Here is a 24,352-nt window from a genome sequence, read left to right as displayed (position 1 = left end):
TGAAGAGGAACTCGGCGATCGGCAGGCCGAACCGGCCGAGCGGACCGGAGTCATTCAGCAGCAGCGGTGCGGCCGCACCGGTGAAGTCGAGGGCGAAGGCACCGCAGACGGCGGCGATGAGGATGAAGCCGGGGATTGCGGCCAGTCGCAGCCGGCGGGCTGCAGTGACGTCGGGGCCGGATCCGCGGGCCGGGCTGGAGCCGGAGTGCGCGCGGCCGGTTGAGGGTGCAGACGTTGATGTCACGTGTGTGCTCAGGCCTTCAGCTCAGCCGCCGGTCGGCCAGCGCCGGGAAGCTCTCGCGGCGCTGGGCGATCGCGTCGATGTCGATGCGGGCAGACAGGATGGTCGCGTCCGGCCCGGCCTCGGCGAGGACGACGCCGGCGGCGTCGACGATGACCGAGCGGCCGCCCATCTGGGTGCGGGCGTGGTAGCCGGAGGTGTTGCAGGCGATGAGGGCGGTGAAGTCCTCTGCGGCTCGGGCGCGGGCGAAGAGGCTCCAGTGGTCGACACGTGCGGCCGGCCATGCGGCAGGCACGACCACCACCTCGGTCCCGGCGTCGACGAGTGCGCGGAACATCTCCGGGAAGCGCAGGTCGTAGCAGGTCGCCAGGCCGACGGTGACCTCGCGGCCGTCGACGGTGATCGGACAGGTGACGATGTCCTCACCGGCGTCGAGCAGCGTCGGCTCGCCTGAACCGAACCCGAACCGGTGGATCTTGCGGTAGGCGGCGACCACCTCGCCGGCGGGGTCGAGGAGGACTGAGGTGTTGTACAGGCCGCGCTGACCCTCGGGGATCTCCCCGAGAGCCATGATGTCGCCGCCTGCGGCTGCGAGGCGGGCCTGGGCTTCGTCGGTGGCTTCGAGGATGGATCCGGCGTGGATGTAGGCGCCAGTCTCGCGGGCGATCGCCGCCATCGCGGCGATGGTCGGTCCGGCGGTGACGGATTCGGCGCGGGTGCCCCAGGCGCGGTAGTCGAAGGCGCCGGCGGACCAGAGTTCGGGCAGCACGATGAGGTCGGCCTCGTGCTGGGAGGCGGCCAGGGCGGCGGCCCGGCGGATGCGCGCAGACTGGTCCTCACGGTCGGTGTAAGCCAGCTGAATCGCAGAAACTCGCATGCCCTCTAGGGTAGTCGCGCGCTTCGGGGCGGCCAAAGCCGGGGCGGGGTGGACGCAGAAGCGCCCGGGACCGTCGTGGTCCCGGGCGCTTCCCGAAGTTCCGTATCCGGAAGAGGAGGTCACTTCTTGGGCGAGCCGGCAGCTGCCTTGAGCTTCGATCCGGCCGAGAGCTTCACCGAGTAGCCAGCGGGGATCTGGATCTCTTCGCCGCTGCGCGGGTTGCGGCCCTTGCGAGCTGCGCGCTCGGTGCGCTCGACGGACAGCCAGCCCGGGATGGTCAGCTTGTCGCCGTTCTTGACGACCTCGCTGAACGACTCGAACACACCGTCGAGAACGTCCGACACCTGCTTCTGGGTCAGATCGGTCTTCTCGGCCACCTCGGAAACGAGTTCACTGCGGTTCTTAGCCATAAGGTTGTCCTCCTTCAGGACATAGGTCGGTTGATTCACCGATACCGAACTTACCAGAGATTACCAGCTCGACTTGGTAACTCCGGGCAGTTCTCCGCGATGTGCCATCTCACGGAAGCGCACACGGGACAGTCCGAACTTGCGGAGGTAGCCGCGCGGACGACCGTCGACCTGGTCGCGATTGCGCAGGCGGATCGGCGAGGCATCGCGCGGGAGCTTCTGCAGACCCAGGCGGGCCTCCTCGCGCTGCTCGTCGGTGGAATCAGGGTGGACAAGCTGGCGCTTGAGCTCTGCGCGGCGCTCGGCGTAGCGCTCGACGATCTCAGCGCGCTGCTTGTTGCGTGCGATCTTGGACTTCTTAGCCATTGTGTGCGCTCAGCGCTCCTCTCGGAAATCTACGTGCTTGCGGACGACGGGATCGTACTTCTTCAGCACGATGCGGTCCGGGTTGTTGCGGCGGTTCTTGCGGGTGACGTAGGTGTAGCCCGTGCCGGCAGTGGACTTGAGCTTGATGATCGGACGGATGTCCTTGGTCTTTGCTGCCATCAGAGCTTCACTCCCTTAGCAATGAGTTCGGTCACCACAGCGTCGATGCCGCGTGCGTCGATGACCTTCATGCCCTTGGCGGACACGGTGAGGGTCACGGTCTTGCGCAGCGAGGGCACGTAGTAGCGCTTCTTCTGAATGTTCGGGTTGAACCGGCGCTTGGTGCGGCGGTTCGAGTGGGACACATTGTGTCCGAAACCGGGAACTGCTCCGGTCACCTGGCAGGTTGCTGCCATTTCTCTCCTCCAGTTCACTTGAGCGGCGGAATCCGCTGCGCCGTGCGGGCGCGGGGGCGGGTTCGCCGAAGACATCAACACATCGTCGTCACCGGTGCTGCATTCCAGATGCACCGCCTGCGCAGTCAGACCGGTGCACACCCGTGGAACACACTGCGGTGGCGTGAATGAAACCCCGGTGAAGGGTTTGTGTACGCCGCTTGAGCGGCGTGATGTCTCACCAGCGCTGAAGCCGTTGAGGCCTGTGAGAGAGGGCCGAAGCTATCGTGCAGCGCTCAATGAGCACGATCATCAGGACAGCGGTGCTGTCTGACGAGTCAACAAGAGAACATGTTACTGATGCGCGCGCGTCGCAGGCAAATTCAGTTGAACTCGATAGTAGCCTCTGCCAATGTATATGGACATGGACAGTGTTCGCATGTGCGAGGATGCTGCATCCGGTGCACGCAGGCGTGATTCGAAGGGCCGGCGATGACCGGGCCGGCCATCCCGCCACGCCCCGAAGGCTCACCCCAGAGCCCGCCTCCGTCGCCCGCTCCCGAGGCGCCGCGCACCGACCCTGCTGAACCCACCCCCCAGTCGGCGCGCCCGCGCATCCGCCCGGCGCAGAGCGAGAAGTGGGATCGCGAACCCGAGCCGAGCCTGGCTGCCAGCGCGGCCGCCGCCGCGCCCGCCTCCGGACCGGCGGCCGGCACCCCCGGTGGGGCGGCCGGTGCGCATCCGGGCCTGCCGCAGGGCTACTGGTCCAGCCCGGCCGGGCAGCTGTACTACCGGGCCGCTGACGGCCAGGACTACTATCAGGCCTCGGACGGGAAGTTCTATCCGGTGGCCGCGCTGCTGGCCCAGCAGCCGGCAGGCACCGCAGCAGCCGCGGCCGCAGCGGCACAGTCGGCACCCCCAGCCGGGACCACGCCCGCCGACGCCTCGGCCGGCCATCCGGCACCCGGCGCCTCGGCTGCTGATGACCGCTCGACCTATTACGAGTACATCGCCGCCCACACCGGTGAGCAGCGCATCGCACAGAACGACTCCCCGACTGGCCCGCCCGGCCCTGCCGGCCCGCCGGCATCCAACCGTCGCCGGCGCACCGGAATGACGGTTGTCGCGGCGATCGCTGCGACCGTGCTCGTGGCTGTTGCCGTGTTCCTCGGTTTGCCGCTGCTCGGCCCGGATGAGGACCTCCAGCCGACCCAGGAGCCCAGCGCAGAGGGCACCGACGGTGGCGAGACCTCGGTCCCGGCTGCCGAGCAGCTCAAGGAGCTGGCGCAGAACGACCACGCGACCGTCGCCTCGAAACTCGACGGGCACTGGGTGGTGCAGCTGAGCGCCAAGCAGGTGGGCCTGACGACCGAGCAGCAGACGTGGACCGATGAGGCGATCCTGGAGGAGTTCGAGGCGCTGCGCGCCCAGCATCCGGAGGCGGTGCTGCTCAACAGCTCGCAGTGGTCGAGCTTCCGGCTCGAGGCCTACTGGATCACCGTGCTCAATGAGCCCTATGACGACCCGGAGGCCGCACTTACCAAGTGCCAGGAGCTCGGCATCGACCGCGACAACTGCTTCGCCAAGAAGATCTCCTCCACCGAAGGCCCCGAGGGCACAACGAAGCTGAACCCGTAAGCCTCCCTATCCCCCGGCAGCCCTGAGCTTCTCAGTCCCCGGCGCCCTGGACCTTCCTGCCCCGGCAATGACCGGCAGGCGCCCACACACGACAGCGGGCCCGCCCCGAAAAGGGAGCGAGCCCGCTGTGTCAGTGCAGAGTCACCTCACTCACATGAGCATGAGCGCCGGGTCTTCGAGTGCCCGGCCGACGTCGGCGAGGAACATCGAGATGACCTCACCGTCGACGAGCCGGTGATCGGCTGAGACCGCCAGTGTCGTGATGTCGCGGGCGACGATCTCATCATCGACGACCCATGGGCGCTTGCGGACCTGGCCGAAGGCCAGGATCGCCGCCTCTCCCGGGTTGATGATCGGGGTGCCGGCGTCGACGCCGAACACGCCGACGTTGGTGATGGTGATCGTGCCGCCGGCCTGATCGGCCGGTGCCGTCTTGCCGGCCCGCGCCGTGGCGGTCAGCTCGCCGAGTTCGAGGGCCAGGTCGCGCAGTCCCATCGCGTGGGCGCCCTTGATGTTGGGCACGATGAGTCCGCGCGGGGTGGCCGCGGCGATGCCGAGGTTGACGTAGTGCTTGACGACGATGTCGTCACCGTCAAAGCACGAGTTGATCCGCGGGTTGCGCAGCGCAGCCCAGCACACGGCCTTGGCAACGATGAGCAGCGGGGAGACGCGCACGTCCTCGCCGAGCTGCTTCTTCGTCTTCAGCCGCTTGACCAGCTCCATCATCGCAGTGACGTCGACGTCGAGGAACTCGGTGACGTGCGGGGCGGTGAAGGCGGAGTCGACCATGGCCTGGGCCATGAACTTCGTGACGCCCTTGAACGGGATCCGCTCCTCGGTTCCGGTCGCTGGCTGCTGGCCGGCTGCCGGCGCCGAGGCGGTGGCCGGCTGGGCAGCCGATCCGCCGGATTCGATGTGGCGCAGCAGGTCGTCGCGGGTGACTTCACCGCGGGCACCGGTCGGGGTCACGTCGAGCAGGTCGATGCCCTTGCTCTTGGCCAGCTTGCGCACCGGCGGCTTGGCGAGCACCTTCAGGCGCTCTGCGCCGGTACCGCCGGGCTGCTCCTGCGGTGCGGCTTCGGCCGGCTGTCCCGGCTCTTCCTGCACCTCGGGCACCTCGCGGGACGGTGCCTCGGTCTGGGCGGGCTTGGCCGCCTGGGTCTTGCGCGGGCGGCGCTTCGAGGAGTCCGCACGTACGCCGTAGCCGACGAGGTTCGGGCCGGCGCTGCCATCGCTGGAGTCACCGGACTTCTCAGCCTGGCCGCCTTCGGCTTGCTCGCCGGCTGCACCGGCATCGGATCCGCCGCCAGCACCGGAGCCGTCACCGTCGAATTCGATGATCGGGGTGCCGACCTCGACGGTCTGGCCTTCCTCGACGAGGAGGGCGGAGATGGTCCCGGCCTGCGGGCTGGGCAGTTCGACAAGCGACTTGGCGGTCTCGATCTCAACGAGGATCTGGTTGACGGTGACAGCGTCGCCGACTGCCACCTTCCACGAGACGATATCGGCTTCGGTGAGACCTTCGCCGACGTCGGGGAGGTTGAAGAGGTTCGACATGCAGGTCCTTAGTAGGCGAGGGCGCGATCGACACCGTCGAGGATGCGATCGAGGTCAGGCAGGTAGTGGTGCTCGAGCTTCGAACCCGGGTACGGGGTGTGGAATCCGCCGACCCGCAGCACGGGCGCTTCGAGGTGGAAGAAGCAGCGTTCGGTGATCCGGGCGGCGATCTCCGAGCCCAGGCCCAGGAACACCGGGGCCTCGTGCGCGATGACGAGCCGGCCGGTCTTCTTCACCGAGGCTTCGATGGTGTCGAAGTCGATCGGGTTGAGCGAGCGCAGGTCGATGAGCTCGATGCTCGTGCCCTCCTCGGCCGCAGCAGCGACCGCATCAGCGGCAGGCGGCATGAGCGGGCCGTAGGAGAGGAGCGTGACGTCGGTGCCCTCGGTGACGACCTGGGCGGAGTGCACGTCGAGGCCGCGGTTGTCCATGTCGACGTCCCCGCGCATCCAGTAGCGGCGCTTGGGCTCGAAGTACATGACCGGGTCCGGGCTCTTGATGGCCTCCTGGATCATCCAGTAGGCGTCATGCGGCGTCGACGGCGAGATGATCCGCAGTCCGGCATGGTGGGCGAAGACGGCCTCGGGGCTTTCGGAGTGGTGCTCCGGGGAGCCGATGCCGCCGCCGTAGGGCACGCGGATGACGACCGGGACGTTCTCCTGGCCGAGCGTGCGGTTGTGCAGCTTCGCCAGCTGGGTGACGATCTGGTCGTAGGCCGGGAAGATGAAGGCATCGAACTGGATCTCGACGACCGGGCGGAAGCCGCGCACGGCCATGCCGATCGAGGTGCCGACGATGCCGGATTCGGCCAGCGGCGAGTCGATGACCCGGTGCTCGCCGAAGTCCTTCTGCAGACCCTCGGTGACGCGGAAGACGCCGCCGAGCTTTCCGATGTCCTCACCGATGAGGACGACCTTCGGGTCGTCCTCCATCGCCTTGCGCAGGCCTGCGGTGATCGCTTTGGACAGCGCCAGAGTCGTCATTTACCGCGCTCCTTCAGCTGTGTCGGCGAACGAGTCGAGGTAGTCGAGGTAGGCTGCCTTCTCCTCTTCGATGAGCGGGTGCGGGTCTTCGAAGACGTTGTCGAAGATCTCCGAGACGTCCGGCTCGACCATGGAGACGCAGGCCTCGCGGATGCGCGCGGCCAGCGCGTCAGCTTCCTCGTCGACCTGGGCGAAGAAGTCCTCGCCGGTGTCGGTCTCGTTCTCCAGGTAGATGCGCAGGCGCTTGATCGGATCCTTGGCCTTCCACTCCTCGGTGACCGCGTCGTCACGGTACTTCGTCGGGTCGTCAGCCGTGGTGTGAGCACCCATCCGGTAGGTGAACGCCTCGATGAGCATCGGGCCGTGGCCGGCGCGCACCGAGTCGAGCGAGGCGCGGGAGACGGCGTACATGGCGATCGGGTCGTTGCCGTCGACGCGCACGCCGGGCACGCCGAAGCCCTGACCGCGGGTGTAGAGCGGGGCCGGGGTCTGCACGCTGGTCGGCTCCGAAATCGCCCACTGGTTGTTCTGACAGAAGAAGAGCACCGGTGCGTTGAAAGCGCCGGCGAAGGTCAGCGCCTCGGACACATCGCCCTGGCTGGTCGCCCCGTCGCCGAAGCAGGCGATGGACACGGCATCGCGCTCCAGGTCGCCGGTGCCCACGTCGCCGTCCATCTGGATGCCCATGGCGTAACCGGTGGCGTGCAGGGTCTGGGAGCCGATGACGATCGTGTAGGAGTGGAAGCGCAGCGCCTGCGGATCCCAGCCGGAGTGGTTCTGGCCGCGGAACATGCCCAGCAGGGTCTCCGGCGGCACGCCACGGCACCATGCCAGGCCGTGCTCGCGGTAGGTCGGGAAGACGAAGTCCTGCGGGCGGCTGGCCCGGCCCATGCCGATCTGCGCGGCCTCCTGGCCGAGCAGCGGGGCCCACAGGCCGAGCTGGCCCTGGCGCTGCAGGGCGTTGCCCTCAGCGTCGACGCGGCGCACGAGCACCATGTCCTTGTAGAAACCGCGCAGATCCTCGTCGGTGAGCTCTGCAGCGAAAGCGTCGTATTCTCCCGAGCTGACACGTTCGCCTTCGGGAGTCAGCATCTGGATCATTCGCGGGCCTGACCCAATATCAGGGCTGGCGCCCTGCGCAATATTCGATGTCATGGCGTTCTCCTAACGTCGTGGCCGCTGACCGAGTTCGTCGGTGAAGCGGTCCGAACCAGTGGGGTCGGCGCGGTTGTGCACCCAGCCCCGGCAGTGAGACATTTCACAATGTGGTCACACACTAACGGATTCGCATGGTGTGTGCCAAGCTGACGGATTGCCTCGGACGGGTGTTCCGAAGCGGTGGCGCGGCCGTGCACCGACCTGCTTCCAGCGTAGGCTCACCACCCCGTCCCTGGTAGGCCGCCGCCGAGGTGGGGGCTGGGTTTTTGACGTTGTCGAACAATTGCTTGGACACCCGACTAAATGTCGGCTGGGAACCTTCTGAGAAACCCCTCTGTTATGTGCGTCACTGCTGCTTTCGCGTGCCCTTGTAGGAGTATCGGGCGGTCGTCGTGCCGGCGAAGAATCCGGCAGCGCTGCCGGTGGCCCACGCGTCGACACTCGGGTCTCCGGAGGCGAGGAGCTTCGCCATGCTCTCGGTGTACAGGGTCCCGTTGTGGGCGAATCCGGGGCTGGCGAGTGCTGCGTCGATCTGCGCATCGGTCTTGCCGTCGAACATCGGATGATCGCGCAGCGCCTCGTAGTCGAGTTCGACCCGGGCCGTCGTCCTGTCCTGCCCGGCCGGGTTGTCGGTGCCGTCGAGGGTCGGCACGATGTCCTGGGCGTGTTCGAGGGAGAGCACCTCGATGCCGTCGGGGATGTCGAAGTCCCCGACCGGGCTGCCGGTGGTCATGACGGCGGTGACGTTGACCCGTGTGCGGAACTCCGGGTCGGCCGCGAGGCTCGCGGCGGTCATGCCGCCTTGGGAGAACCCGGTGATCATCACCTCGTCACCGGGCGGGATGCCGGCGTCCTCGATCGCCTGCCTGACGGTTTCGCGCATGACGCTGTCGTATCCGGCTGCGGTTTCGACGTTCGTCGTCATATCTGTGCCATTGCGGCTGGGGTCCGCGCTCCAGTCGGTGGTGGCTGGGACGTAGATGATCCAGCGGGTGTCGCCGTCTGCGTCGACGATCTTCTCGATCTGCACATCCCCGTTGTCCTTGCCGCGGTGGGAGTCCAGGGTGCGTTCGAGCAGTTCGGTGGCGTCCTTCGGCGCGGTGGCCCGCTGCGGATCCGGCTGCCGGTGCTTGCCGCCGGTGACGGTGACGTCAGTGGAGTCGAACAGACCGAACTGACGGCCGGCGATGAGGATGATCCCGGCGAGATCCTCTGTCGACTGCGGGCCGGTGACGGTGCTCAGCGGGCCGGGCAGGCCGAGGAACCCGCCGATGAAGCCGGGCAGGACGTGTTCGATGAGCGGCTGGGCGAACTCGGGATGGTGGGCGAGCGCGGTGCCGATCTTCTCCAGTTCCCGGCCGGCGGCATCGGCGAGGACCGTGTGCTTTCCCGTCGTGATGAGGTGCAGCGCGGTACCTCCGGCGACGATGAGCGTGATGGGGTTGGTCAGCACGGCAGCGCCGACGGCAAGCCCGATCCCGGCTCCGGCGACGACGGCGGTGCGGGCCATGTGGCCGAGTGCGACGCCGGCAGCGGTGGCCGCGCGGGAGAAGATCTCCTCTGCTGCCTGTTCGCTGGCCCGGTAGGCGGCAGCGCTGTTGCTCAGTGCCCCGGCGGTCAGCAGCAGCGAACCGGCTGTCGATCCGCTGCGCAGCAGGAAGTCGTTGATGCGGCCCTGCAGCTGGAGGGCGGCTGGCATGGCCAGTGGGCTGATGACGAGGCGGGAGATCGTGGCGTCCGACGCCGCCGCCCCGCGCAGCACAGCGCCGAGGTCGCCTGCCGTGGAGATGAGGACTTCAGCGGTGCGGTCGAAGTCGTTGAGGTGGGCGTGGATGCCGCCGGCACCGCCGCTGACCTGGATGTCGCTCATCGCCGGATCTCCTCCTCGTCGACGGCCAGGGCTGCGGTGGCGGCGATGAGGTCGCCTGCCATGCGGGTGCGGATCCACTGCTGGAATCCGGTGCCGCCCAGTTCTGCGTGCATCTGCTCCCACACGTCAGCACCGAGCAGCGCGCTCACTCCGTGCGGGCAGTCCGGGCAGTCGTGGATGACCCACCGGCGGGCCCGGACCGGGTCGATGCGATCGCTCAAAAGGCAAGTGACGGTGCGCTGCCCGTCATCGGGAATGAGAGCCGTGATGACATCGCCGATCTCCGCCGGGGCGCAGGTGGTGCCGATGAACCCGGCTGGTGCAGGTTGATCGGGGGTGTGCTGGCGGCACAGCAGCACACAGGTGTGGCCGAGGAGGGCTGCGACGATGAAGAGCTCTCGTTCGTCCAGGGTGATGCTCACACTCCATCGCAGGCGTCCGGCGGCCAGCACGGTGCTGGCCTGCCGCACCCAATCCTCCATCTGCGCTGCGCTCGGCAGCTGCTCACCGGCAGCGATCGCGGAGGCATCATCGAGCGGAGTCGTGCGCGCTCGCTGCTCTGGGATGAAGGCCGGTGGCCAGTGTGCCAGGTCAGCGGCGTCCAGACAGGTGAGAGCTGCAGCGGCGATCGGCAGCCATGCGTGGCGCTCGGGTGCGTGCGTGCTCATAGGCCCAGCGCCTGACCGACCGGTGAGCTGCGCAGCTCAGCGAGGTAGTGGTCGTAGGCTTCGACGACGGCTTGGGCCTCTGTGGCGAGTGACCCGACCTCACGGGCGTGTTCGTCGATCCGCTCGCGGAACACCTCGGCGGCGGATGAGACCCAGCCGACGGAACCCGATTGCCGGCACACCGCCTCGGCTCTGGCGCATTCCTCGGCCACGCGCATCCACGCTGCCTGCGACTGTTCGACATCGGCAAGCAGGCCTTCGAGTGCTGGCATGAGATGCGGTTCGATGATGTGCTCATCGATCTGGTCTTCTGCCCACTCCCTGCCGGCCTTGCCGACCTCGATGGTCTTGCCGACCGCCTTGTCGACGATCGGCTTGGCCACCGGCCAGACGTACCCTGCGTGTCCACCCATGCCGGAAGTCTCACCCGCGCTGTCATGGTGGGCACCGCCTCGGGCGCGGGGTGTGGATGACGCCTGCGCGTCCACACGCGGCTCGGACCGGGCGTCAGCCGCGCAGCTCACCCCGCGCGAACGACGGCTGTGCGAGGTTGTCCTGCAGCTCGGAGCAGATGCGTTCAGCAGTCTCATCAGCTGTCTCGTCGCTGCCTTCACACCCGAGGGGCAGCTCCAGCGGTTCAGCGACGGTCTCGATGACAGCGACGATGTCGCCGCGCTCACCGCGCAGTCCCGTCCGGACCCGCCGCATGAGATGATAGGGGCCATGACTCGCGCATCGCTCTCTTCGCTTGACCTTGCCCTTGGACCCCTCGACGGCCGCTACCGCGCCGACGCCGCCCCGCTGCTGGATTACCTGTCGGAGGCCGCGCTCAACCGCAACCGCATCCACGTCGAGGTCGAATGGTTCATCCATCTGGCCGACAACCGCGTGGTGCCCGGCACGCGCGAACTCCTCGATGACGAGAAGTCGCAGCTGCGCGGAATCGTCGAGAACTACGGCCAGGAGACCATCGAACAGCTGGCGACTTTCGAGGCCGTCACCGTCCACGACGTCAAGGCCGTCGAATACACGATCAAGGAAGCGCTGTCGTCGATCGGTGCTGATGACCTCTCGGAGCTCGTGCACTTCTGCTGCACGTCCGAGGACATCAACAACCTCTCCTACGGTGTCGGCATCAAGGGTGCGGTCGAGGACATCTGGCTGCCGCGGGCGGCTGCGCTCATCGACCAGCTCGCCTCGATGGCCGACGAGCTGGCCGAGGTGCCGATGCTCTCCCACACCCACGGACAGCCGGCGACCCCGTCGACGATGGGCAAGGAGCTCGGCGTGTTCGTCCACCGGCTGCGCCGCCAGTACGAGCGGATCCGCGACACCGAGTTCCTCGGCAAGATCAACGGCGCGACCGGCACCTATTCTGCGCACACGGTCACCGTTCCCGAGGCGGACTGGCCTGCCCTTGCACGCGAGTTCGTCGAGAAGCTCGGGCTGACATTCAACCCGGTGACCACGCAGATCGAATCGCATGACTGGCAGGCGGAGCTGTTTGCCGACATCGCCCGGTTCAACCGGATCGCTCACAACCTCGCCACCGATTTGTGGACCTACATCTCGATCCACTACTTCAAGCAGATCCCCGTCGAGGGCGCGACCGGCTCGTCGACGATGCCGCACAAGGTCAACCCGATCCGGTTCGAAAACGCCGAGGCGAACCTCGAGATCTCTTGCTCACTGCTCGACACGCTCGCTGAGACGCTCGTCACCTCGCGGATGCAGCGCGATCTCACCGACTCGACCAGCCAGCGCAACATCGGCGTGGCGCTCGGCCACTCGGTGCTCGCGCTGGGCAACCTCGTCAAGGGCCTGGAGAAGCTCGCGATCGACACCGACGCCCTCGATGCGGACCTTGAGAGCAACTGGGAGGTGCTCGCCGAGGCGATCCAGTCGGTCATGCGTGCGGCCTATCTCACCGGAGTGCCGGGTATGGACAACCCGTACGAGAAACTCAAGGACCTCACCCGCGGGCACCGCGTCGACCGGGCCGAACTGCAGTCCTTCGTCCACAGCCTCGGGCTGCCGCAGGAGGACGCGGACCGCCTCGCTGCGCTCAGCCCGGCGACCTACACCGGCCTGGCCGCCAAGATCGCAGCCGAGGCGGTGTCCGCCTGGCGTGCAGTCGCGCGCTGAACGCGGTGACGACGACCCCGTGACTCACCGCCCCTGTCTCACCCCGCCGGACGCGGCGTGAGACGAGAGGCGATGAACGGGAATACAAGCACCGTCACCGCTCCTCCGGTGACCATGGTCGAGGCCATCGTCGTGGAAATGAGGCCCGACGATGCTGCGATCTGGGTGACAGCGACGATGATGGGCAAACCGGTCGCCGAGTAGAAACCCAGTGCTGCCCTCTCACGGACCGATCCCAGCTCGGAATGCGTCGATGTCAGCTGCTCGCGCAGGAAGACCGGCAAACCGCGCACCAATCCGATGACCATCACGAAACCGATGAGAAGCGGCCACTGAGCGAGTACGGCAGCAAGATCGATGGTCATTCCGCTGGTGACGAAGAAGACCGGGATGAGGAAGCTGAATCCGACGATTTCGATCTTGTGCATGACCTCCTCGGCGTGGCTGGGCGAGGCCGCGCGCAGGGACGCGTTCATGAGGAGCCCGGCGGCAAATGCGCCGAGAGCGACATCGAGTTCCAGCAGTGCCGTCAGCAGCATGAGGGTCACGAGCACCCAAACGGTGACGCGCAGCGTTGTCTGCATCGTCGAGTTCGACGCCGCCCCAAATGCCCGTCCGAGCAGTGGGATCCGGCGGAAGATCCGCGCCGGGATCGCGACAGTCACCACTGCGGCGGCAGCGAAGAACAGAAGGACCAGCGCTGCCTGCCAGGTGCCGCGGGTGGACAGCAGCACGGACATCGCCACGATCGGCAGCAGCTCGCCGTATGCCCCGTGGACCATGGCGGCCCGGCCGAGCGGAGAGTCCATCATGCCGGAATCCTTGAGGATCGGCAGCAGCGTGCCGAGAGCAGTCGAGGTGGAGGCGATGCCGAAGACGATCGCGACCCGCCAGTCACCCTGGAGCGCGAGGAATCCCGCACCGACGCCGAGCAGAGCACACAGGCCCCACGTCATTGCCGCGTGCCGGCCCTGACGGCCGCGCATGTCCGAGGTGTTGACTTCGAAGCCGGCGAGCAGGAAGAGGAATCCGATGCCGAGTTCGCGGAGGAATTCAACCGCCTCGGTGCTGTCGGCCAGGCCGAGCGCGTGCGGCCCGATGAGGACACCGAACACCAGCAGCCACACGACATCGGGCACTACGCGCCTGGTAGTGAGCGCGAGGATCGGCGCAAACACGGCGGCGATCGCGATCCACCACATTGACAGGAGATTGTCGACGAGCATGTGAGCCTCGTGCATGAACCTGCTTCCTCCTTCGACTTGGTCCTACGCTACCTGCGACCGCGCCGATGACCGGCAGCGGTCCTCAGCGGCGGCGCACCCAATAGCCGATCTGCGCGGCCGCCACGATGATCGGCCACGCATGAAAAGGGATGTAGCAGACGCGCCACGGTGCCATCTGACCCGGGCTCATGCCGGCCTACGGCTGCCAGGCATCTGAGGCGCCGAGAGCCCCCGGAGAAGGGATGTGCTCCGGGTGGGTCATCCCGGTTTCGACGTTCCACCCGAGCCCCGGCAGGTCTCTCAGGTTCCAGCGAGCTGATCGCCTGCGACGATGTGGATGCGGCCGATGTGTCCAGCGAGCTCACCGGCTCTGACATGCCGGACGCACACGTGATAGCCGAGGCGCAGCGCCCGGACTCCACAGCCGTTCAGCGAGGTCTGAACCTCCTCGGTCCCTCAGCGGGGCTGCCGGCGAGGCCGGTCGGCCGGACGACGGCGGGCAGCCTGTCGGTGCCGGCCGCATACGGGGCGACCCAACCTCCGCCTGCCACCGTCACCCAGTCTGGGGCTGGGATCGGTGTGGCCACGGGCGCAGTCCGGCCGCCTCACCGGAAATGGATGAGACACTGGGCACATGAGCACAGGCGCCGAGGAGACCGCCCAGCTGACCGACACCCGGGCGGCTGCCCATCCGATCGAGCTGCCGGCCCGACTGCGTGAATTCCTCGCAGGCGACCCACTGCGAGACGCCGCCGGAACCGGCGCGCAGACCATCGCGAACCTGCCTTTCACCGGTGAGCCGCTGACGGCTTTCGCCGGGGCGAGCGCCGCTGATGTGGAGGCTGCGATCGCCCGCGCCTCACGCGCGCAGACGGCGTGGGCTGCCCGCAGTGTGCGTGAGCGCGCGGCAGTGTTCCTCACCCTGCACGATCTGATCCGGCGCAGCGAGGAGCTGCTCCTCGACGTCGTCCAAGCCGAGACCGGCAAGGCCCGCCAGCACGCCTACGACGAGGTGCTCGACTCCTACAACGTCTGCCGATTCACCGCGCTTGCCGCCCCGCGCACACTGCGCGCGACGCGCCGGCGCGGTGCTGTGCCCGGGCTGACCCGCACCGAGGTCGATTACGCGCCGCTCGGGGTCATCGGGTTCGTCTCACCGTGGAACTATCCGCTGTCCCTGGGCGCCAACGACCTCATCGCCTCCCTCATCGCCGGCAACGCGGTGGTGCACAAGCCCGATTCGCAGACGGTGCTCTCAGCGGTGCTCGTGCGCCGGCTCGCGATTGAAGCGGGCCTGCCGCGCGATCTGTGGCAGCTGGTGCCCGGTGCGGTCGAGGAGGTCTCCGAACCGCTGCTGGCCGGGGTCGACGGGCTGTCGTTCACCGGGTCGACAGCGGCCGGGCGCTTCGTCGCCGAGGCGGTGGCCGGCCGGCTCATTCCGGCTGTCCAGGAGCTCGGGGGCAAGAACGCAATGATCGTGTGCGCCGATGCGGACATGGACACCGCCGTGGACTGTGCTGTGCGCGGGGCGTTCTCCTCTGCCGGGCAGCTGTGCCTGTCGATCGAGCGGATCTACGTCGTCGGCGAACGCTACGGGGAGTTCGTCGATCGGCTCGTCTCCGCTGCTGAGTCCCTGCGGCAGGGCGCGGCGTTCGACTATTCGCGCGAGCTCGGCTCGCTGACGTCGGCTGCGCAGGTGAAGAAGGTCCACGGTCATGTCGAGCAGGCCCGCGCGGCAGGTGCCACGGTGCGCTGCGGCGGCTTCCTGCGCACGGCGGTTGGGCCGTGGATGTACGCGCCGACGGTGCTCACCGACGTCACATCCGACGCCGACCTCTTCGCCGCGGAGACCTTCGGGCCGGTGGTCAGCGTCTACCCGGTGGCCTCCGATGCCGAGGCGATCGAGGCGGCCAACAGCCTCGACGTCGGGCTCAATGCCAGCGTCATCTCCGCCTCGGCGTCCCACGGCTGGCAGGTCGCCCGGCAGGTCGAGGCCGGGATGGTGAACATCAACGAGGCCTTCGCCGCGGTGTGGGGTTCGATCGCAGCACCGTCTGGGGGCATCAAGGACTCCGGGCTCGGGCACCGGCACGGCACCGAGGCGCTGCTCGCCTTCACCCGCACCCGCACCATCGCGCGGCAGGCGCTGCACCCGCTGGCCCCCAGCGGCCGGCTGCCGGCGAAGCGCTTCCAGCACACGATGACGACCGCGCTCGCCGCGCTGCGGGCCCTGCGCATGCGCTGAGGCTGAAAGCGAACTCACACCGCACCGACCCTTGAGCACATACCCCTGCAGGGTATACAGTAGCGGCATGACAGAGACGCACCCGGACCCCGCAACCCTCGCCTCGGGCCCGGACACGGGCACCCCGGCAGCCGGTGCCGACACCTCGGCGCCCCCGGGCTACCTGAAGGACAAGCAGGCCTTCCGCAACCGGGTCAAGCGCATCGAAGGGCAGGTGCGCGGGATCGGCCGGATGATCGAAGAGGACACCTACTGCATCGACATCCTCACGCAGATCTCTGCCGCCACCGCCGCCCTGCACTCGGTGTCGGTCGAGCTGCTGCGCGAGCATATGGGCCACTGCGTCGTCTCCGCCGCCCAGGAGTCCCCGGAGGCAGCGGCCGCCAAAGTCGATGAGGCCACCGCCGCCATCCGCCGGCTCATCAAGAGCTGAGAAGGGAGAACCCCATGCACACCACCACCATCACCGTTTCTGGAATGACCTGCGAGCACTGTGAGCGTGCCGTGAAGGCCGAGCTCAGCGAACTCGACGGCGTCCGCAGCGTCGACGTCGACCTGGTCGCCGGCGGCGACTCGACCGTACGCATCGAATCCGATGCTGAGCTCTCGGCCTTCGCCATCGCATCAGCCGTCGACGAAGCCGGTTACGAGGTCCGCTGATGAGCGCCGGTGCTGACGTTCAGCCGCGCACCGTCGACCTCGACATCACCGGCATGACGTGTGCGGCGTGCTCGGCGCGGATCGAGAAGAAGCTCAACCGGCTCGACGGGGTGAGCGCGAGCGTGAATCTGCCGCTCAACTCCGCCCACGTCACTGTCGACTCGGCGGTGACCGACGAGCAGCTGACCGACACCGTCGCCAAGGCCGGTTACGGCGCCAGCGTGCGGGCCCCGCTCGCACCCGGCCGCGGCCCGGAGGTCATCGACTACGATCCGCGGCACCTGCGCCCGCGGCTCATCGGCTCGGCGATCCTCGGCGTGCCCGTCGTCGTCATCTCGATGGGGATGGGCCTGGGGATCCCCGGCTGGCAGTGGCTCGTCGCCGCCCTGAGCCTGCCGGTCGTCACCTGGGGTGCGTGGCCGTTCTACACGGCCGCCTACAAGGCCGCCCGCGGCTGGTCGACGACGATGGACACGCTCGTGAGCGTCGGTGTCATCATCGCCACCGTCGTCTCACTCGTCGCACTCGCCCGGGCTGCGGCGGCCGGGCACCTGTGGCACATCCCGCATGACTACCACGTGTGGTTCGAAGCCGCGGTGGCGATCATCGTGTTCCTGCTCACCGGCCGGCTCATCGAGGAGCGCGCCAAGGGCCGGGCGACGGCCGCGCTGCGCGAGCTGCTCAGCCTCGGTGCCAGCGAAGTGCGGGTGATCCGCGCCGACGGTGAGGTCGAGGTGCCGATCGAGCAGCTTGCCGCCGGCGAGGTGTTCCGCGTCCGCCCGGGTGAGAAGGTCGCCACGGACGGTGAGGTGGTGAGCGGGCATTCGGCGGTCGATGAGTCGATGCTCACCGGCGAATCGGTGCCCGTCGAGGTGGGTCCCGGTGACACGGTGACCGGGGCGACGATCAACACCTCCGGCTCGCTCACGGTGCGCGCCACCCGGGTGGGTGCGGAGACGACGCTGGCGCAGATGGCCGAGCTCGTCACCCGCGCCCAGACCGGCAAACCGCCGGTGCAGCGGCTGGCCGACCGGATCTCGGCAGTGTTCGTGCCGATCGTCTTCGTCATCGCCGCAGCGACCCTGCTCATCTGGGGCCTGGCGGCAGGCTCCTGGTCCGGTGGGCTCATCGCCGCGACGACGGTGCTCATCATCGCCTGCCCGTGTGCACTCGGCCTGGCGACCCCGACGGCGGTCGCGGTGTCCTCCGGGCGCGGCTCCCAGCTGGGGATCCTCGTCTCCGGGCCCGAGGTGATGGAATCGACCCGCAGCCTCGACACGATCGTGCTCGACAAGACCGGCACGATCACCGAGGGCCGCATGCAGGTGACCGAGTCCCAGCTGTCAGACGACGACTACGCGATCGCCGCGGCTGTCGAGGCGCATTCGGAGCACCCGATCGCCCAGGCCATCGCCGCCGCCGGATACGCAGCCCCCGCTGGTGCGCCCGGCACCTCTGCTGCGGCCGCTCCGGCGATCGAGGTCACCGACTTCGCCAACATTCCCGGCGGCGGGGTGCGCGCCACCGCGACCACCGCCTCGGGAACGGGGGCGTCTGCCGGCGCTGCCCACGCAGTGCTCATCGGGCGGCCGGACCTGCTGCGCGAGCACGGCATCGACGTGCCCGCCGCCGAGGTCCCGGACCTGCCGGCGACGATCGTCGCCGTCGGCATCGACGGCCGGTTCGCCGGCTGCATCGCCGTCGCCGATGCGCTCAAGGACTCTGCGGCCGCTGCAATCAGTCAGCTGCGCGGCCTCGGGCTCGAGCCGATCCTGCTCACCGGCGACAACGTCCGGGTCGCCGAGGCGGTCGCCGCCGAGGTCGGGATCGAACAGGTGCATGCCGATGTCCGTCCCGACGGGAAGGTCGAGGTGGTCTCCGCGCTGCAGGCTGAGGGGCGGTCGGTGGCGATGGTCGGCGATGGCGTCAACGATGCCGCCGCCCTGACGCAGGCCGATATCGGCTTGGCGATGGGCTCGGGCACGGACACCGCGATCGCGGCCTCGGACATCACGCTCGTGCGCGATGACCTCGCACAGATCCCGCAGGCCATCCGGCTGTCCCGGCGGACCCTGGCGATCATCCGCGGCAACCTGTTCTGGGCCTTCGCCTACAACACCGCTGCGATCCCGATCGCCGCGCTCGGGCTGCTGAACCCGATGATCGCCGGTGCGGCGATGGCGCTGAGCTCGATATTCGTCGTGCTCAACAGCCTGCGCCTGCTGCGCTTCCGTTGAGCTGCGCCCACCGGGGTATGCCCGCCGGGGCGCAGGGAGGAGGCGCGCACTTACGGGGAGGGGCGCACTCACCGGGGATATGTAAAACCGCTTGCACTGTTGCCCGGACATTGAAAGATTTCGCCTGAATCTTTCAATGTCCGGGTGGTGGTGTCGGTGCGTGACGGTTCACGGTGATGTCCGATTTCCGCGAGTTCTCTGCCGTGAACCATGCCAAGCTGAGGTCATGACCACCTCGCTGACAGGTTTCGACGAGCGCTACAGCGCCGTCGCCGCGCGGGACCGCCGCTTCGACGGCCAGTTCATCGTCGCGGTGCGCACGACGGGCATCTACTGCCGGCCGTCGTGCCCGGCGCGCACTCCGAAGCGGTCGAACGTCGCGTTCTTCCTCACGAGCGCGGCCGCTCACGAGGCCGGGTTCCGGGCATGCAAGCGCTGCCTTCCCGAGGCGGCCCCCGGTTCGCCGGAATGGAACCTGCGCAGCGATGTCGCCGCACGAGCCATGCGGCTGATCGCCGACGGCGTCGTCGACCGCGACGGCGTCGATGGACTCGCCACGCGGCTGGGCTACTCCACGCGACATCTCACGCGTCTGCTCACAGCTGAGCTCGGAGCCGGACCGCTCGCGCTGGCCCGAGCGCAGCGCGCTCACACCGCCCGGCTGCTGCTCACCGGCACCGACCTCACCGTCTCCGAGGTCGCCTTCTCCGCCGGGTTCAGCAGCCTCCGCCAGTACAACGACACGATCCGCGAGATCTTCGGCATGACGCCCGGCCAGCTGCGCAAGCGCCGCCGCGATGATCCGCCGGCGCCCGGGTCGATCGACGTCGCGCTGCCGGCACGCGAGCCCTTCGATGCGCGCGGCGTCTTCGGGTGGCTGGCCGCCCGCGCGGTGGCCGGGATGGAGAGCGCGGGAACCACGCGCTATGCCCGCACGCTCAGGCTGCCCGGCGGACCGGCGTGGTTCGAAGTCCGCGCAGAGCCCGGCAGCTCCGGCGGCGTGCGGATGCGGGCACAGGTGACGCAATTCGGCGATCTGGGCCTGCTGGTGACGACGGTCCGGCGTCTCTTCGACCTCGATGCCGACCCGCGTGCTGTGGACGCAGCGCTCTCCGGCCAGCCGGAGGTGGCCCCACTTGTGACGCGCACCCCCGGCATCCGCAGTCCCGGCGCCGCTGATGCGCACGAGATGCTCATCCGCACGATGATCGGCCAGCAGATCTCCGTCGCCTCAGCGCGCACCGCCACAACCGCACTCGTGGCGAACCTGGGAGACCGGATCGACACTCCGGCTGGGGAGCCGGACCTGATGTTTCCCACCATGACGGCGATCGCTGCGCACGGCGCGGAGATCCTGCGCGGACCGCGGGCGCGCATCCACGCCATCACCCACGCCGCCGGTGCCCTCGCCGAGGGGTCGCTGCTGCTCAGCAGCGCCGATGACGGGGCCGAGCAGCGCACAGCCCTGCTCGCCCAGCCGGGCATCGGCCCGTGGACGGCAGACTATGTCCGCATGCGCGTGCTCGGCGATCCCGATGTCTTCCTGCCCGGTGACAGTGCGGTGCGAGCAGGGGCAGCCAGGGCCGGCCTGCCCACCGCCCCGCAGGCACTCTCGGCATGGGCGGCTGCCCTCGCCCCATGGCGCAGCTACCTCACCGCGCATCTGTGGAATGCGCCGAGTCCGGAAGCTCGGCACAGCTCGCCCACACCCCACACCAGCAAGGAGACCAGCTCATGACTTCAGTCCCTCCCACATCCCCGGCTCGAACCGCCGCCGTGCAGACCATTGCCACCCCAGACGGTCTGTTCACAATCGTGTGCGCTGCCAACGGACACGTGCTCGCCTCGGGCTGGACCGATGATCCCGACGGACTCGTTCTGCGGATCGGCCCGCATCAGCGACCGACCAGCATCGCCCCAGCAGCACGCGGCGAGTCCATGCTCGAACCGGCCGCATCTGCCCGGCTGACACAAGCCGCGTCTGCCGGGCTGGCGCGGGCGGCGGCAGCAGTCGAGGCGTACTACAGCGGCGACTGGGATGCTGTGAGGGCGGTGCCGGTCCTGCAGCCGGGCACCGCCCTGCAGCAGAGCGGATGGAAGCTGCTGCGGGACCTTCCTGCCGGTGCGACCATGAGCTACACGGAGTTCGCGACAGCACTGCGCAGGCCGACCGCGGCGCGCGCAGCTGCATCCGTCTGCGCCCGCAACGCCGCAGCGCTCTTCGTCCCCTGCCACCGCGTTCTGCGCGGTGGCGGCAGTCTGGGCGGGTTCGCGTGGGGGACGCACATCAAGCAGTCGCTGCTTGCGCGAGAGTCGCATCCGGTCTCCCGGACGTGAGGTCACACGCATCAGGCGCCCACCGCCTCGGGGCCGGTGGACGCCTGATGTGTGCGCACACGCGCTACTTCAGAACCGGGAAGGACTTCTGATCGCGGTCGTCCTTGCGGGTGCTGATCCAGTTGAGCAGCGCGGTCACGCCGAAGACGACGATGAACGTGATGACGGTGTAGAGGCCGACGAGGCCGATCGCCTTGAGGCTGGACCACGCGGCGGTGAAGAAGATCGTCGAGATGAGGACGATGCCAGCGGCGACGGCGCCGAACATGAACGAGTCCTTGTAGCTCACGGTCGTGTTCGACGGGTATGCCGGGGAGTGGGAGTCCTGTTGATGAGCCATAGTGCCCGCCATTCTACTCGGTGCGCCTGCGGCGGGCGAGGCCGGGCACAGCCTGGCACACTAGTGACATGACAGGACGAACACCCGCCAGCCCCGCAGCCTGGATGCGCAGCAGCGGCGTGCGCGCAGCCGCGGTGCTGAGCGCCGGTGTCTTCCTGCTCACCGGCTGCAGTCCCGACGGTGGGCTGCGCGTCGAAAGCCCCAGCGGCCAGCCGGTGCCCAGCGCCACCCGGCCGTCGGAGAACCTGCCTGTCGACGAGCCGTTCTCTGCCGATGAGATCCGGGAGGCCGCCGTCGATGACGCCACACTGGCCGCCGACGCCGCGCATGCCCAGGTGCTTGAGACCCTGCTGTACTGCACCGACTGCCTGACCCTGGGCGAACCGCTCATGGTCGGAGAGACGAAGTACCAGATCGCCCGGGTGACCACGCCGCGCGACGACCAGCGCTTCGCCGGGCTCGTCGTGGGGAATGAGGACGGCAAGCCTGCGGTCAAGCTCGTCGTCTCCGGCACAGACCTGACGCTCACCCCCGGGCAGGGCGGTACGCTCGTGGCCCAGGAGTCGCTGTATCGCGACGGCGACAAGCGCTGCTGTCCCTCAGGCTGGTCGGTGCGCGTGTACCGGTATCATGACGGCCGGTTCGAGGGCGGGCAGCGGATCAGCCGCGACGGCGGGAAGTGACTCATCCCGTCTGAGACCCGCAGTCAGGGGCCCGCCCCGTTAAGCTGTATTGCACACCCCTTCAGTACCGCGATTCATATGCAGCGAAACGAGGTCCCTCATGCATATCGTGCTGGTCGAAGACGATGAGGTCATCCGCGAGACCACACAGATCTCTCTGGAGCGCTTCGGCTACACCGTCAGCGCGTTCGAAGACGGCCGCGACGGCTACGAGTTCGTCGCCTCCCACGGCGCTGACGTGGTGCTGCTCGACCTCATGCTGCCGACGATGAACGGCGCGTCGATCTGCCGGGCGATCCGCGAGAAGTCGACCGTGCCGATCATCATCATCTCCGCCCGCTCTGAGCCGATCGATATCGTCCAGTCTCTTGAGGCCGGCGCCGATGACTACCTCATCAAACCCTTCGACATGCAGGTCCTCAACGCCCGCATCCGCGCCGTGGTGCGCCGGTTCATCACCGCCGGCAACGAGCCGATGGGCTTCTCCCCCGACGAGATCGGCCCGCCGGCCGAGAAGGCCGGCAGCGATGTCGGCACGACCGTCGGCCTCGACGGGATTCCCGAGGTGCTCGGTCCCTCACCGGGACTGTCGAACCCGGGTTCGCACACCGCAGCTGCCGAATCGTCCCCCGCTTCCGTTGCCGCACCTGCCGCCCAGGCCGCTGCAGCCGGGTCCCGCACCGGCCAGGCGACCCCCGCCTCGGGCACGGATGCCGCTGACCGCGGGCACTACCGCACGCGGCTGGGTTCGCTGGTGCTCGACAGCGCACGGCTGACCGTGCTCGTCGATGACAAGGAGGTGCATCTGACGCCGACCGAGCTGCGGGTGCTGCTCCTGCTGACCGAGGAGCCGGGACATGTGTACTCGCGGGAGAAGATCGCCTACACCGTGTGGGGATACGAGTGGGCCGGTGATTCGCGGGTTGTAGATGTCCACATCCAGCGGCTGCGCAAGAAGATCGGCGCGCGGATGATCGAGACGGTGCGCGGCTTCGGCTACAGGTTCGCCGGGTAGGGGCGCGCGTGTCCCTCAGGTGGAAGATCGTGCTCCTCATCGTCGTCTCCGTCATCATCGCGGTGCTGTCCTGCGGTGTCATCGTGCGGTCGTCCGCGGCGGCTGCCGAGGACGACCGGATGCGACAGCGGGTCTCCGACCAGCTCGAAGACGCGATCTCGATCTACTCCGACACCGGTGTGCTGACCCTCAACGCCACCGTCGACGACCCCGAGCTTCCCGATGAGGCGCAGACTGCCGCCCGCAAGGGCGAAAGCGTCACGATCCGCTCGACGGTCGACTGGCAGGAGACGATGTGGGCGGCCGCGCCGATCCAGGTCGGATCGCACACTGCGGTCATATCCGTGCGCAACTCGACGGAGGAGTCACAGAACCTGCTCAACGAGATCGACCGGGCGATCCTGCTCGGGATGATCGGCGCAGCCGTCGTCATCGGCGGCATCGGTTCGCTGGCTGCCGGGCAGATCTCCAGGCGCCTGACGCTCGGCGCGCAGGCGGCCCGCAAGATCGCCGGCGGGGACACCTCGGTGCGGATCTCGGACGTCATCGAGGCTGGTGATGATGAGGTCGCCGCCTTCGCTGAAGCTGCCGACACCGCCGTGTCACGGCTGGTCGAACGACTGGACTCCGAACAGCGATTCACCGCTGACCTCGCACATGAGATGCGCACGCCGCTCACCGGTCTGGTGAATGCGGCGAACCTGCTGGAGGAGGATTCCCGTCCTGCTGAACTCGTCAAGGAGCGGGTGAGCCGGCTGCAGGTGCTCGTCGAGGACCTGCTGGAGGTCTCGCGCTTGGATGCGGGGCGGGCGACCCCGTCGATTGCGCCGATGAACGTCGACAACTCCATCCGCTCGCTCGTCTCGACGCTGCAGGGCTCCGGTGCTCTGACCGGCCAGGAGATCGAGGTGGTCTGCGATTCCGACGGGCGGACGGTGATGACCGATCAGCGGCGCTTCGAACGCATCATCTCCAACCTCATCGTCAACTCCGTGCGTCACGGCAAGGCGCCGATCGTGGTGCGGACGACCCAGAGCTCGGTCATCGTCAGCGATGCCGGATCCGGGTATCCGGCCGATATCCTCGCCTCGGGCCCGACCCGGTTCGTCTCCTCCGGCGGCGGCGGCATGGGCCTGGGACTCGTCATCGCCCAGGGCCAGGCGAAGCTGCTGGGCATGCACCTGCTGTTCCGCAATGCTCCAGACGGCGGGGCGGTCACCGAAGTCGTCTTCCCCGAGGCGCGGGTTGAGGAGGAGATCGTCAAAACCCATACCGGCGCGCTGCCCGAGGTGGGCTGAAGC

Annotated in this window: 25 protein-coding genes and 1 pseudogene; 11 read left to right on the top strand and 15 right to left on the bottom strand. The window is 68.3% G+C overall.

Annotated elements, in window-relative coordinates:
- From B4E96_RS10660 to rpmB, 6 genes and pseudogenes are all read right to left on the bottom strand, one after another.
- Positions 1-244, bottom strand: a pseudogene (locus B4E96_RS10660) (hypothetical protein); the annotation flags it as partial.
- A gap of 16 nt (positions 245-260) precedes the next feature.
- On the bottom strand, positions 261-1,118 hold the full coding sequence (locus B4E96_RS10655) for a nitrilase-related carbon-nitrogen hydrolase (protein ID WP_286957505.1): 858 nt from the start codon (positions 1,116-1,118) through the stop codon (positions 261-263).
- A gap of 119 nt (positions 1,119-1,237) precedes the next feature.
- Positions 1,238-1,528: an HU family DNA-binding protein gene (locus tag B4E96_RS10650; protein ID WP_102162442.1), complete on the bottom strand. Its 291-nt coding sequence runs from the start codon at positions 1,526-1,528 to the stop codon at positions 1,238-1,240.
- A 60-nt stretch (positions 1,529-1,588) separates the two neighbouring features.
- On the bottom strand, positions 1,589-1,894 hold the full coding sequence (gene rpsN / locus B4E96_RS10645) for a 30S ribosomal protein S14 (RefSeq protein ID WP_102162443.1): 306 nt from the start codon (positions 1,892-1,894) through the stop codon (positions 1,589-1,591).
- Between the two features lie 9 nt (positions 1,895-1,903).
- Positions 1,904-2,074, bottom strand: coding sequence for a 50S ribosomal protein L33 (gene rpmG / locus B4E96_RS10640; protein ID WP_102162444.1), 171 nt, complete (start codon positions 2,072-2,074; stop codon positions 1,904-1,906).
- Positions 2,074-2,310, bottom strand: coding sequence for a 50S ribosomal protein L28 (gene rpmB, locus B4E96_RS10635; RefSeq protein ID WP_286957504.1), 237 nt, complete (start codon positions 2,308-2,310; stop codon positions 2,074-2,076). The genes rpmG and rpmB overlap by 1 nt, the downstream gene beginning before the upstream one ends.
- A 471-nt stretch (positions 2,311-2,781) precedes the next feature.
- Here rpmB and B4E96_RS10630 point away from each other — a divergent pair, with 471 nt between their 5' ends.
- Positions 2,782-3,927: a hypothetical protein gene (locus tag B4E96_RS10630; protein WP_286957503.1), complete on the top strand. Its 1,146-nt coding sequence runs from the start codon at positions 2,782-2,784 to the stop codon at positions 3,925-3,927.
- A gap of 150 nt (positions 3,928-4,077) precedes the next feature.
- On the opposite strand, the gene B4E96_RS10625 is transcribed toward B4E96_RS10630, so the two are convergent.
- From B4E96_RS10625 to B4E96_RS10595, 7 genes are all read right to left on the bottom strand, one after another.
- Positions 4,078-5,484 (bottom strand): dihydrolipoamide acetyltransferase family protein, encoded by a 1,407-nt coding sequence (locus B4E96_RS10625; protein ID WP_286957502.1) that lies wholly within the window; start codon positions 5,482-5,484, stop codon positions 4,078-4,080.
- Between the two features lie 8 nt (positions 5,485-5,492).
- Positions 5,493-6,467, bottom strand: a complete 975-nt coding sequence (locus tag B4E96_RS10620) for an alpha-ketoacid dehydrogenase subunit beta (protein ID WP_286957501.1) — start codon at positions 6,465-6,467, stop codon at positions 5,493-5,495.
- Positions 6,468-7,568 carry a pyruvate dehydrogenase (acetyl-transferring) E1 component subunit alpha gene (pdhA, locus tag B4E96_RS10615; RefSeq protein ID WP_170273889.1) on the bottom strand — a complete coding sequence of 367 codons (1,101 nt, stop codon included), beginning with the start codon at positions 7,566-7,568 and terminating at the stop codon, positions 6,468-6,470.
- A 403-nt stretch (positions 7,569-7,971) separates the two neighbouring features.
- Entirely contained in the window at positions 7,972-9,495 is a 1,524-nt protein-coding gene (locus B4E96_RS10610) for a PE-PPE domain-containing protein (protein WP_286957500.1), read from the bottom strand.
- Positions 9,492-10,163 carry a hypothetical protein gene (locus B4E96_RS10605; RefSeq protein ID WP_259795017.1) on the bottom strand — a complete coding sequence of 224 codons (672 nt, stop codon included), beginning with the start codon at positions 10,161-10,163 and terminating at the stop codon, positions 9,492-9,494. The genes B4E96_RS10610 and B4E96_RS10605 overlap by 4 nt, the downstream gene beginning before the upstream one ends.
- Entirely contained in the window at positions 10,160-10,576 is a 417-nt protein-coding gene (locus tag B4E96_RS10600; RefSeq protein WP_259844313.1) for a hypothetical protein, read from the bottom strand. Before B4E96_RS10600 ends, B4E96_RS10605 begins: the two co-directional genes overlap by 4 nt.
- 94 nt (positions 10,577-10,670) lie before the next feature.
- Positions 10,671-10,871, bottom strand: a complete 201-nt coding sequence (locus B4E96_RS10595) for a hypothetical protein (RefSeq protein ID WP_259795014.1) — start codon at positions 10,869-10,871, stop codon at positions 10,671-10,673.
- A gap of 15 nt (positions 10,872-10,886) precedes the next feature.
- Here B4E96_RS10595 and purB point away from each other — a divergent pair, with 15 nt between their 5' ends.
- Complete coding sequence (purB, locus tag B4E96_RS10590; protein ID WP_286957498.1) at positions 10,887-12,308, top strand: adenylosuccinate lyase; 1,422 nt, start codon at positions 10,887-10,889, stop codon at positions 12,306-12,308.
- 38 nt (positions 12,309-12,346) lie between these two features.
- On the opposite strand, the gene B4E96_RS10585 is transcribed toward purB, so the two are convergent.
- On the bottom strand, positions 12,347-13,549 hold the full coding sequence (locus B4E96_RS10585) for a cation:proton antiporter (RefSeq protein WP_286957497.1): 1,203 nt from the start codon (positions 13,547-13,549) through the stop codon (positions 12,347-12,349).
- Positions 13,550-14,168: 619 nt separating this feature from the next.
- Between B4E96_RS10585 and B4E96_RS10580 the strand changes: the two genes are divergently transcribed.
- The 6 genes from B4E96_RS10580 to B4E96_RS10555 all read left to right on the top strand — a co-directional run bounded on the left by B4E96_RS10580 (position 14,169) and on the right by B4E96_RS10555 (position 21,013).
- Complete coding sequence (locus B4E96_RS10580; protein ID WP_286957496.1) at positions 14,169-15,779, top strand: succinic semialdehyde dehydrogenase; 1,611 nt, start codon at positions 14,169-14,171, stop codon at positions 15,777-15,779.
- Between the two features lie 67 nt (positions 15,780-15,846).
- Entirely contained in the window at positions 15,847-16,212 is a 366-nt protein-coding gene (locus B4E96_RS10575; RefSeq protein WP_286957495.1) for a metal-sensitive transcriptional regulator, read from the top strand.
- Positions 16,213-16,226: 14 nt separating this feature from the next.
- On the top strand, positions 16,227-16,439 hold the full coding sequence (locus B4E96_RS10570) for a heavy-metal-associated domain-containing protein (RefSeq protein ID WP_286957494.1): 213 nt from the start codon (positions 16,227-16,229) through the stop codon (positions 16,437-16,439).
- Positions 16,439-18,676 (top strand): heavy metal translocating P-type ATPase, encoded by a 2,238-nt coding sequence (locus B4E96_RS10565; protein ID WP_286957493.1) that lies wholly within the window; start codon positions 16,439-16,441, stop codon positions 18,674-18,676. The genes B4E96_RS10570 and B4E96_RS10565 overlap by 1 nt, the downstream gene beginning before the upstream one ends.
- Before the next feature lie 226 nt (positions 18,677-18,902).
- Entirely contained in the window at positions 18,903-20,414 is a 1,512-nt protein-coding gene (locus B4E96_RS10560; RefSeq protein ID WP_286957492.1) for a DNA-3-methyladenine glycosylase 2 family protein, read from the top strand.
- Positions 20,411-21,013 carry a methylated-DNA--[protein]-cysteine S-methyltransferase gene (locus B4E96_RS10555; RefSeq protein WP_286957491.1) on the top strand — a complete coding sequence of 201 codons (603 nt, stop codon included), beginning with the start codon at positions 20,411-20,413 and terminating at the stop codon, positions 21,011-21,013. Before B4E96_RS10560 ends, B4E96_RS10555 begins: the two co-directional genes overlap by 4 nt.
- A 64-nt stretch (positions 21,014-21,077) precedes the next feature.
- Here the strand turns inward: B4E96_RS10555 and B4E96_RS10550 are convergent, their stop codons facing one another.
- Positions 21,078-21,353: a DUF3021 family protein gene (locus B4E96_RS10550; RefSeq protein WP_286957490.1), complete on the bottom strand. Its 276-nt coding sequence runs from the start codon at positions 21,351-21,353 to the stop codon at positions 21,078-21,080.
- 68 nt (positions 21,354-21,421) lie between these two features.
- Between B4E96_RS10550 and B4E96_RS10545 the strand changes: the two genes are divergently transcribed.
- The 3 genes from B4E96_RS10545 to B4E96_RS10535 all read left to right on the top strand — a co-directional run bounded on the left by B4E96_RS10545 (position 21,422) and on the right by B4E96_RS10535 (position 24,349).
- On the top strand, positions 21,422-22,036 hold the full coding sequence (locus tag B4E96_RS10545) for a hypothetical protein (protein ID WP_286957489.1): 615 nt from the start codon (positions 21,422-21,424) through the stop codon (positions 22,034-22,036).
- Between the two features lie 100 nt (positions 22,037-22,136).
- On the top strand, positions 22,137-23,051 hold the full coding sequence (locus tag B4E96_RS10540) for a response regulator transcription factor (RefSeq protein WP_286957487.1): 915 nt from the start codon (positions 22,137-22,139) through the stop codon (positions 23,049-23,051).
- A gap of 8 nt (positions 23,052-23,059) precedes the next feature.
- Positions 23,060-24,349 (top strand): sensor histidine kinase, encoded by a 1,290-nt coding sequence (locus tag B4E96_RS10535; RefSeq protein ID WP_286957486.1) that lies wholly within the window; start codon positions 23,060-23,062, stop codon positions 24,347-24,349.
- The last annotated feature ends 3 nt before the right edge of the window (positions 24,350-24,352 follow it).

Origin of the sequence: Brevibacterium sp. UBA7493 (genome assembly GCF_002479565.1) — a bacterium.
GTDB classification, from domain to species: Bacteria; Actinomycetota; Actinomycetes; order Actinomycetales; family Brevibacteriaceae; genus Brevibacterium; species Brevibacterium luteolum.
This window is presented reverse-complemented; position numbering and strand designations above follow the sequence as displayed.

Excerpts from the sequence above, each read along its gene's own strand:
- B4E96_RS10655 (WP_286957505.1), bottom strand. The coding sequence starts at position 1,118 with ATGCGAGTTTCTGCGATTCAGCTGGCTTACACCGACCGTGAGGACCAG.
- B4E96_RS10650 (WP_102162442.1), bottom strand. The coding sequence starts at position 1,528 with ATGGCTAAGAACCGCAGTGAACTCGTTTCCGAGGTGGCCGAGAAGACC.
- rpsN (WP_102162443.1), bottom strand. The coding sequence starts at position 1,894 with ATGGCTAAGAAGTCCAAGATCGCACGCAACAAGCAGCGCGCTGAGATC.
- rpmG (WP_102162444.1), bottom strand. The coding sequence starts at position 2,074 with ATGGCAGCAAAGACCAAGGACATCCGTCCGATCATCAAGCTCAAGTCC.
- rpmB (WP_286957504.1), bottom strand. The coding sequence starts at position 2,310 with ATGGCAGCAACCTGCCAGGTGACCGGAGCAGTTCCCGGTTTCGGACAC.
- B4E96_RS10630 (WP_286957503.1), top strand. The coding sequence starts at position 2,782 with ATGACCGGGCCGGCCATCCCGCCACGCCCCGAAGGCTCACCCCAGAGC.
- B4E96_RS10625 (WP_286957502.1), bottom strand. The coding sequence starts at position 5,484 with ATGTCGAACCTCTTCAACCTCCCCGACGTCGGCGAAGGTCTCACCGAA.
- B4E96_RS10620 (WP_286957501.1), bottom strand. The coding sequence starts at position 6,467 with ATGACGACTCTGGCGCTGTCCAAAGCGATCACCGCAGGCCTGCGCAAG.
- pdhA (WP_170273889.1), bottom strand. The coding sequence starts at position 7,568 with ATGATCCAGATGCTGACTCCCGAAGGCGAACGTGTCAGCTCGGGAGAA.
- B4E96_RS10610 (WP_286957500.1), bottom strand. The coding sequence starts at position 9,495 with ATGAGCGACATCCAGGTCAGCGGCGGTGCCGGCGGCATCCACGCCCAC.
- B4E96_RS10605 (WP_259795017.1), bottom strand. The coding sequence starts at position 10,163 with ATGAGCACGCACGCACCCGAGCGCCACGCATGGCTGCCGATCGCCGCT.
- B4E96_RS10600 (WP_259844313.1), bottom strand. The coding sequence starts at position 10,576 with ATGGGTGGACACGCAGGGTACGTCTGGCCGGTGGCCAAGCCGATCGTC.
- B4E96_RS10595 (WP_259795014.1), bottom strand. The coding sequence starts at position 10,871 with ATGCGGCGGGTCCGGACGGGACTGCGCGGTGAGCGCGGCGACATCGTC.
- purB (WP_286957498.1), top strand. The coding sequence starts at position 10,887 with ATGACTCGCGCATCGCTCTCTTCGCTTGACCTTGCCCTTGGACCCCTC.
- B4E96_RS10585 (WP_286957497.1), bottom strand. The coding sequence starts at position 13,549 with ATGCACGAGGCTCACATGCTCGTCGACAATCTCCTGTCAATGTGGTGG.
- B4E96_RS10580 (WP_286957496.1), top strand. The coding sequence starts at position 14,169 with ATGAGCACAGGCGCCGAGGAGACCGCCCAGCTGACCGACACCCGGGCG.
- B4E96_RS10575 (WP_286957495.1), top strand. The coding sequence starts at position 15,847 with ATGACAGAGACGCACCCGGACCCCGCAACCCTCGCCTCGGGCCCGGAC.
- B4E96_RS10570 (WP_286957494.1), top strand. The coding sequence starts at position 16,227 with ATGCACACCACCACCATCACCGTTTCTGGAATGACCTGCGAGCACTGT.
- B4E96_RS10565 (WP_286957493.1), top strand. The coding sequence starts at position 16,439 with ATGAGCGCCGGTGCTGACGTTCAGCCGCGCACCGTCGACCTCGACATC.
- B4E96_RS10560 (WP_286957492.1), top strand. The coding sequence starts at position 18,903 with ATGACCACCTCGCTGACAGGTTTCGACGAGCGCTACAGCGCCGTCGCC.
- B4E96_RS10555 (WP_286957491.1), top strand. The coding sequence starts at position 20,411 with ATGACTTCAGTCCCTCCCACATCCCCGGCTCGAACCGCCGCCGTGCAG.
- B4E96_RS10550 (WP_286957490.1), bottom strand. The coding sequence starts at position 21,353 with ATGGCTCATCAACAGGACTCCCACTCCCCGGCATACCCGTCGAACACG.
- B4E96_RS10545 (WP_286957489.1), top strand. The coding sequence starts at position 21,422 with ATGACAGGACGAACACCCGCCAGCCCCGCAGCCTGGATGCGCAGCAGC.
- B4E96_RS10540 (WP_286957487.1), top strand. The coding sequence starts at position 22,137 with ATGCATATCGTGCTGGTCGAAGACGATGAGGTCATCCGCGAGACCACA.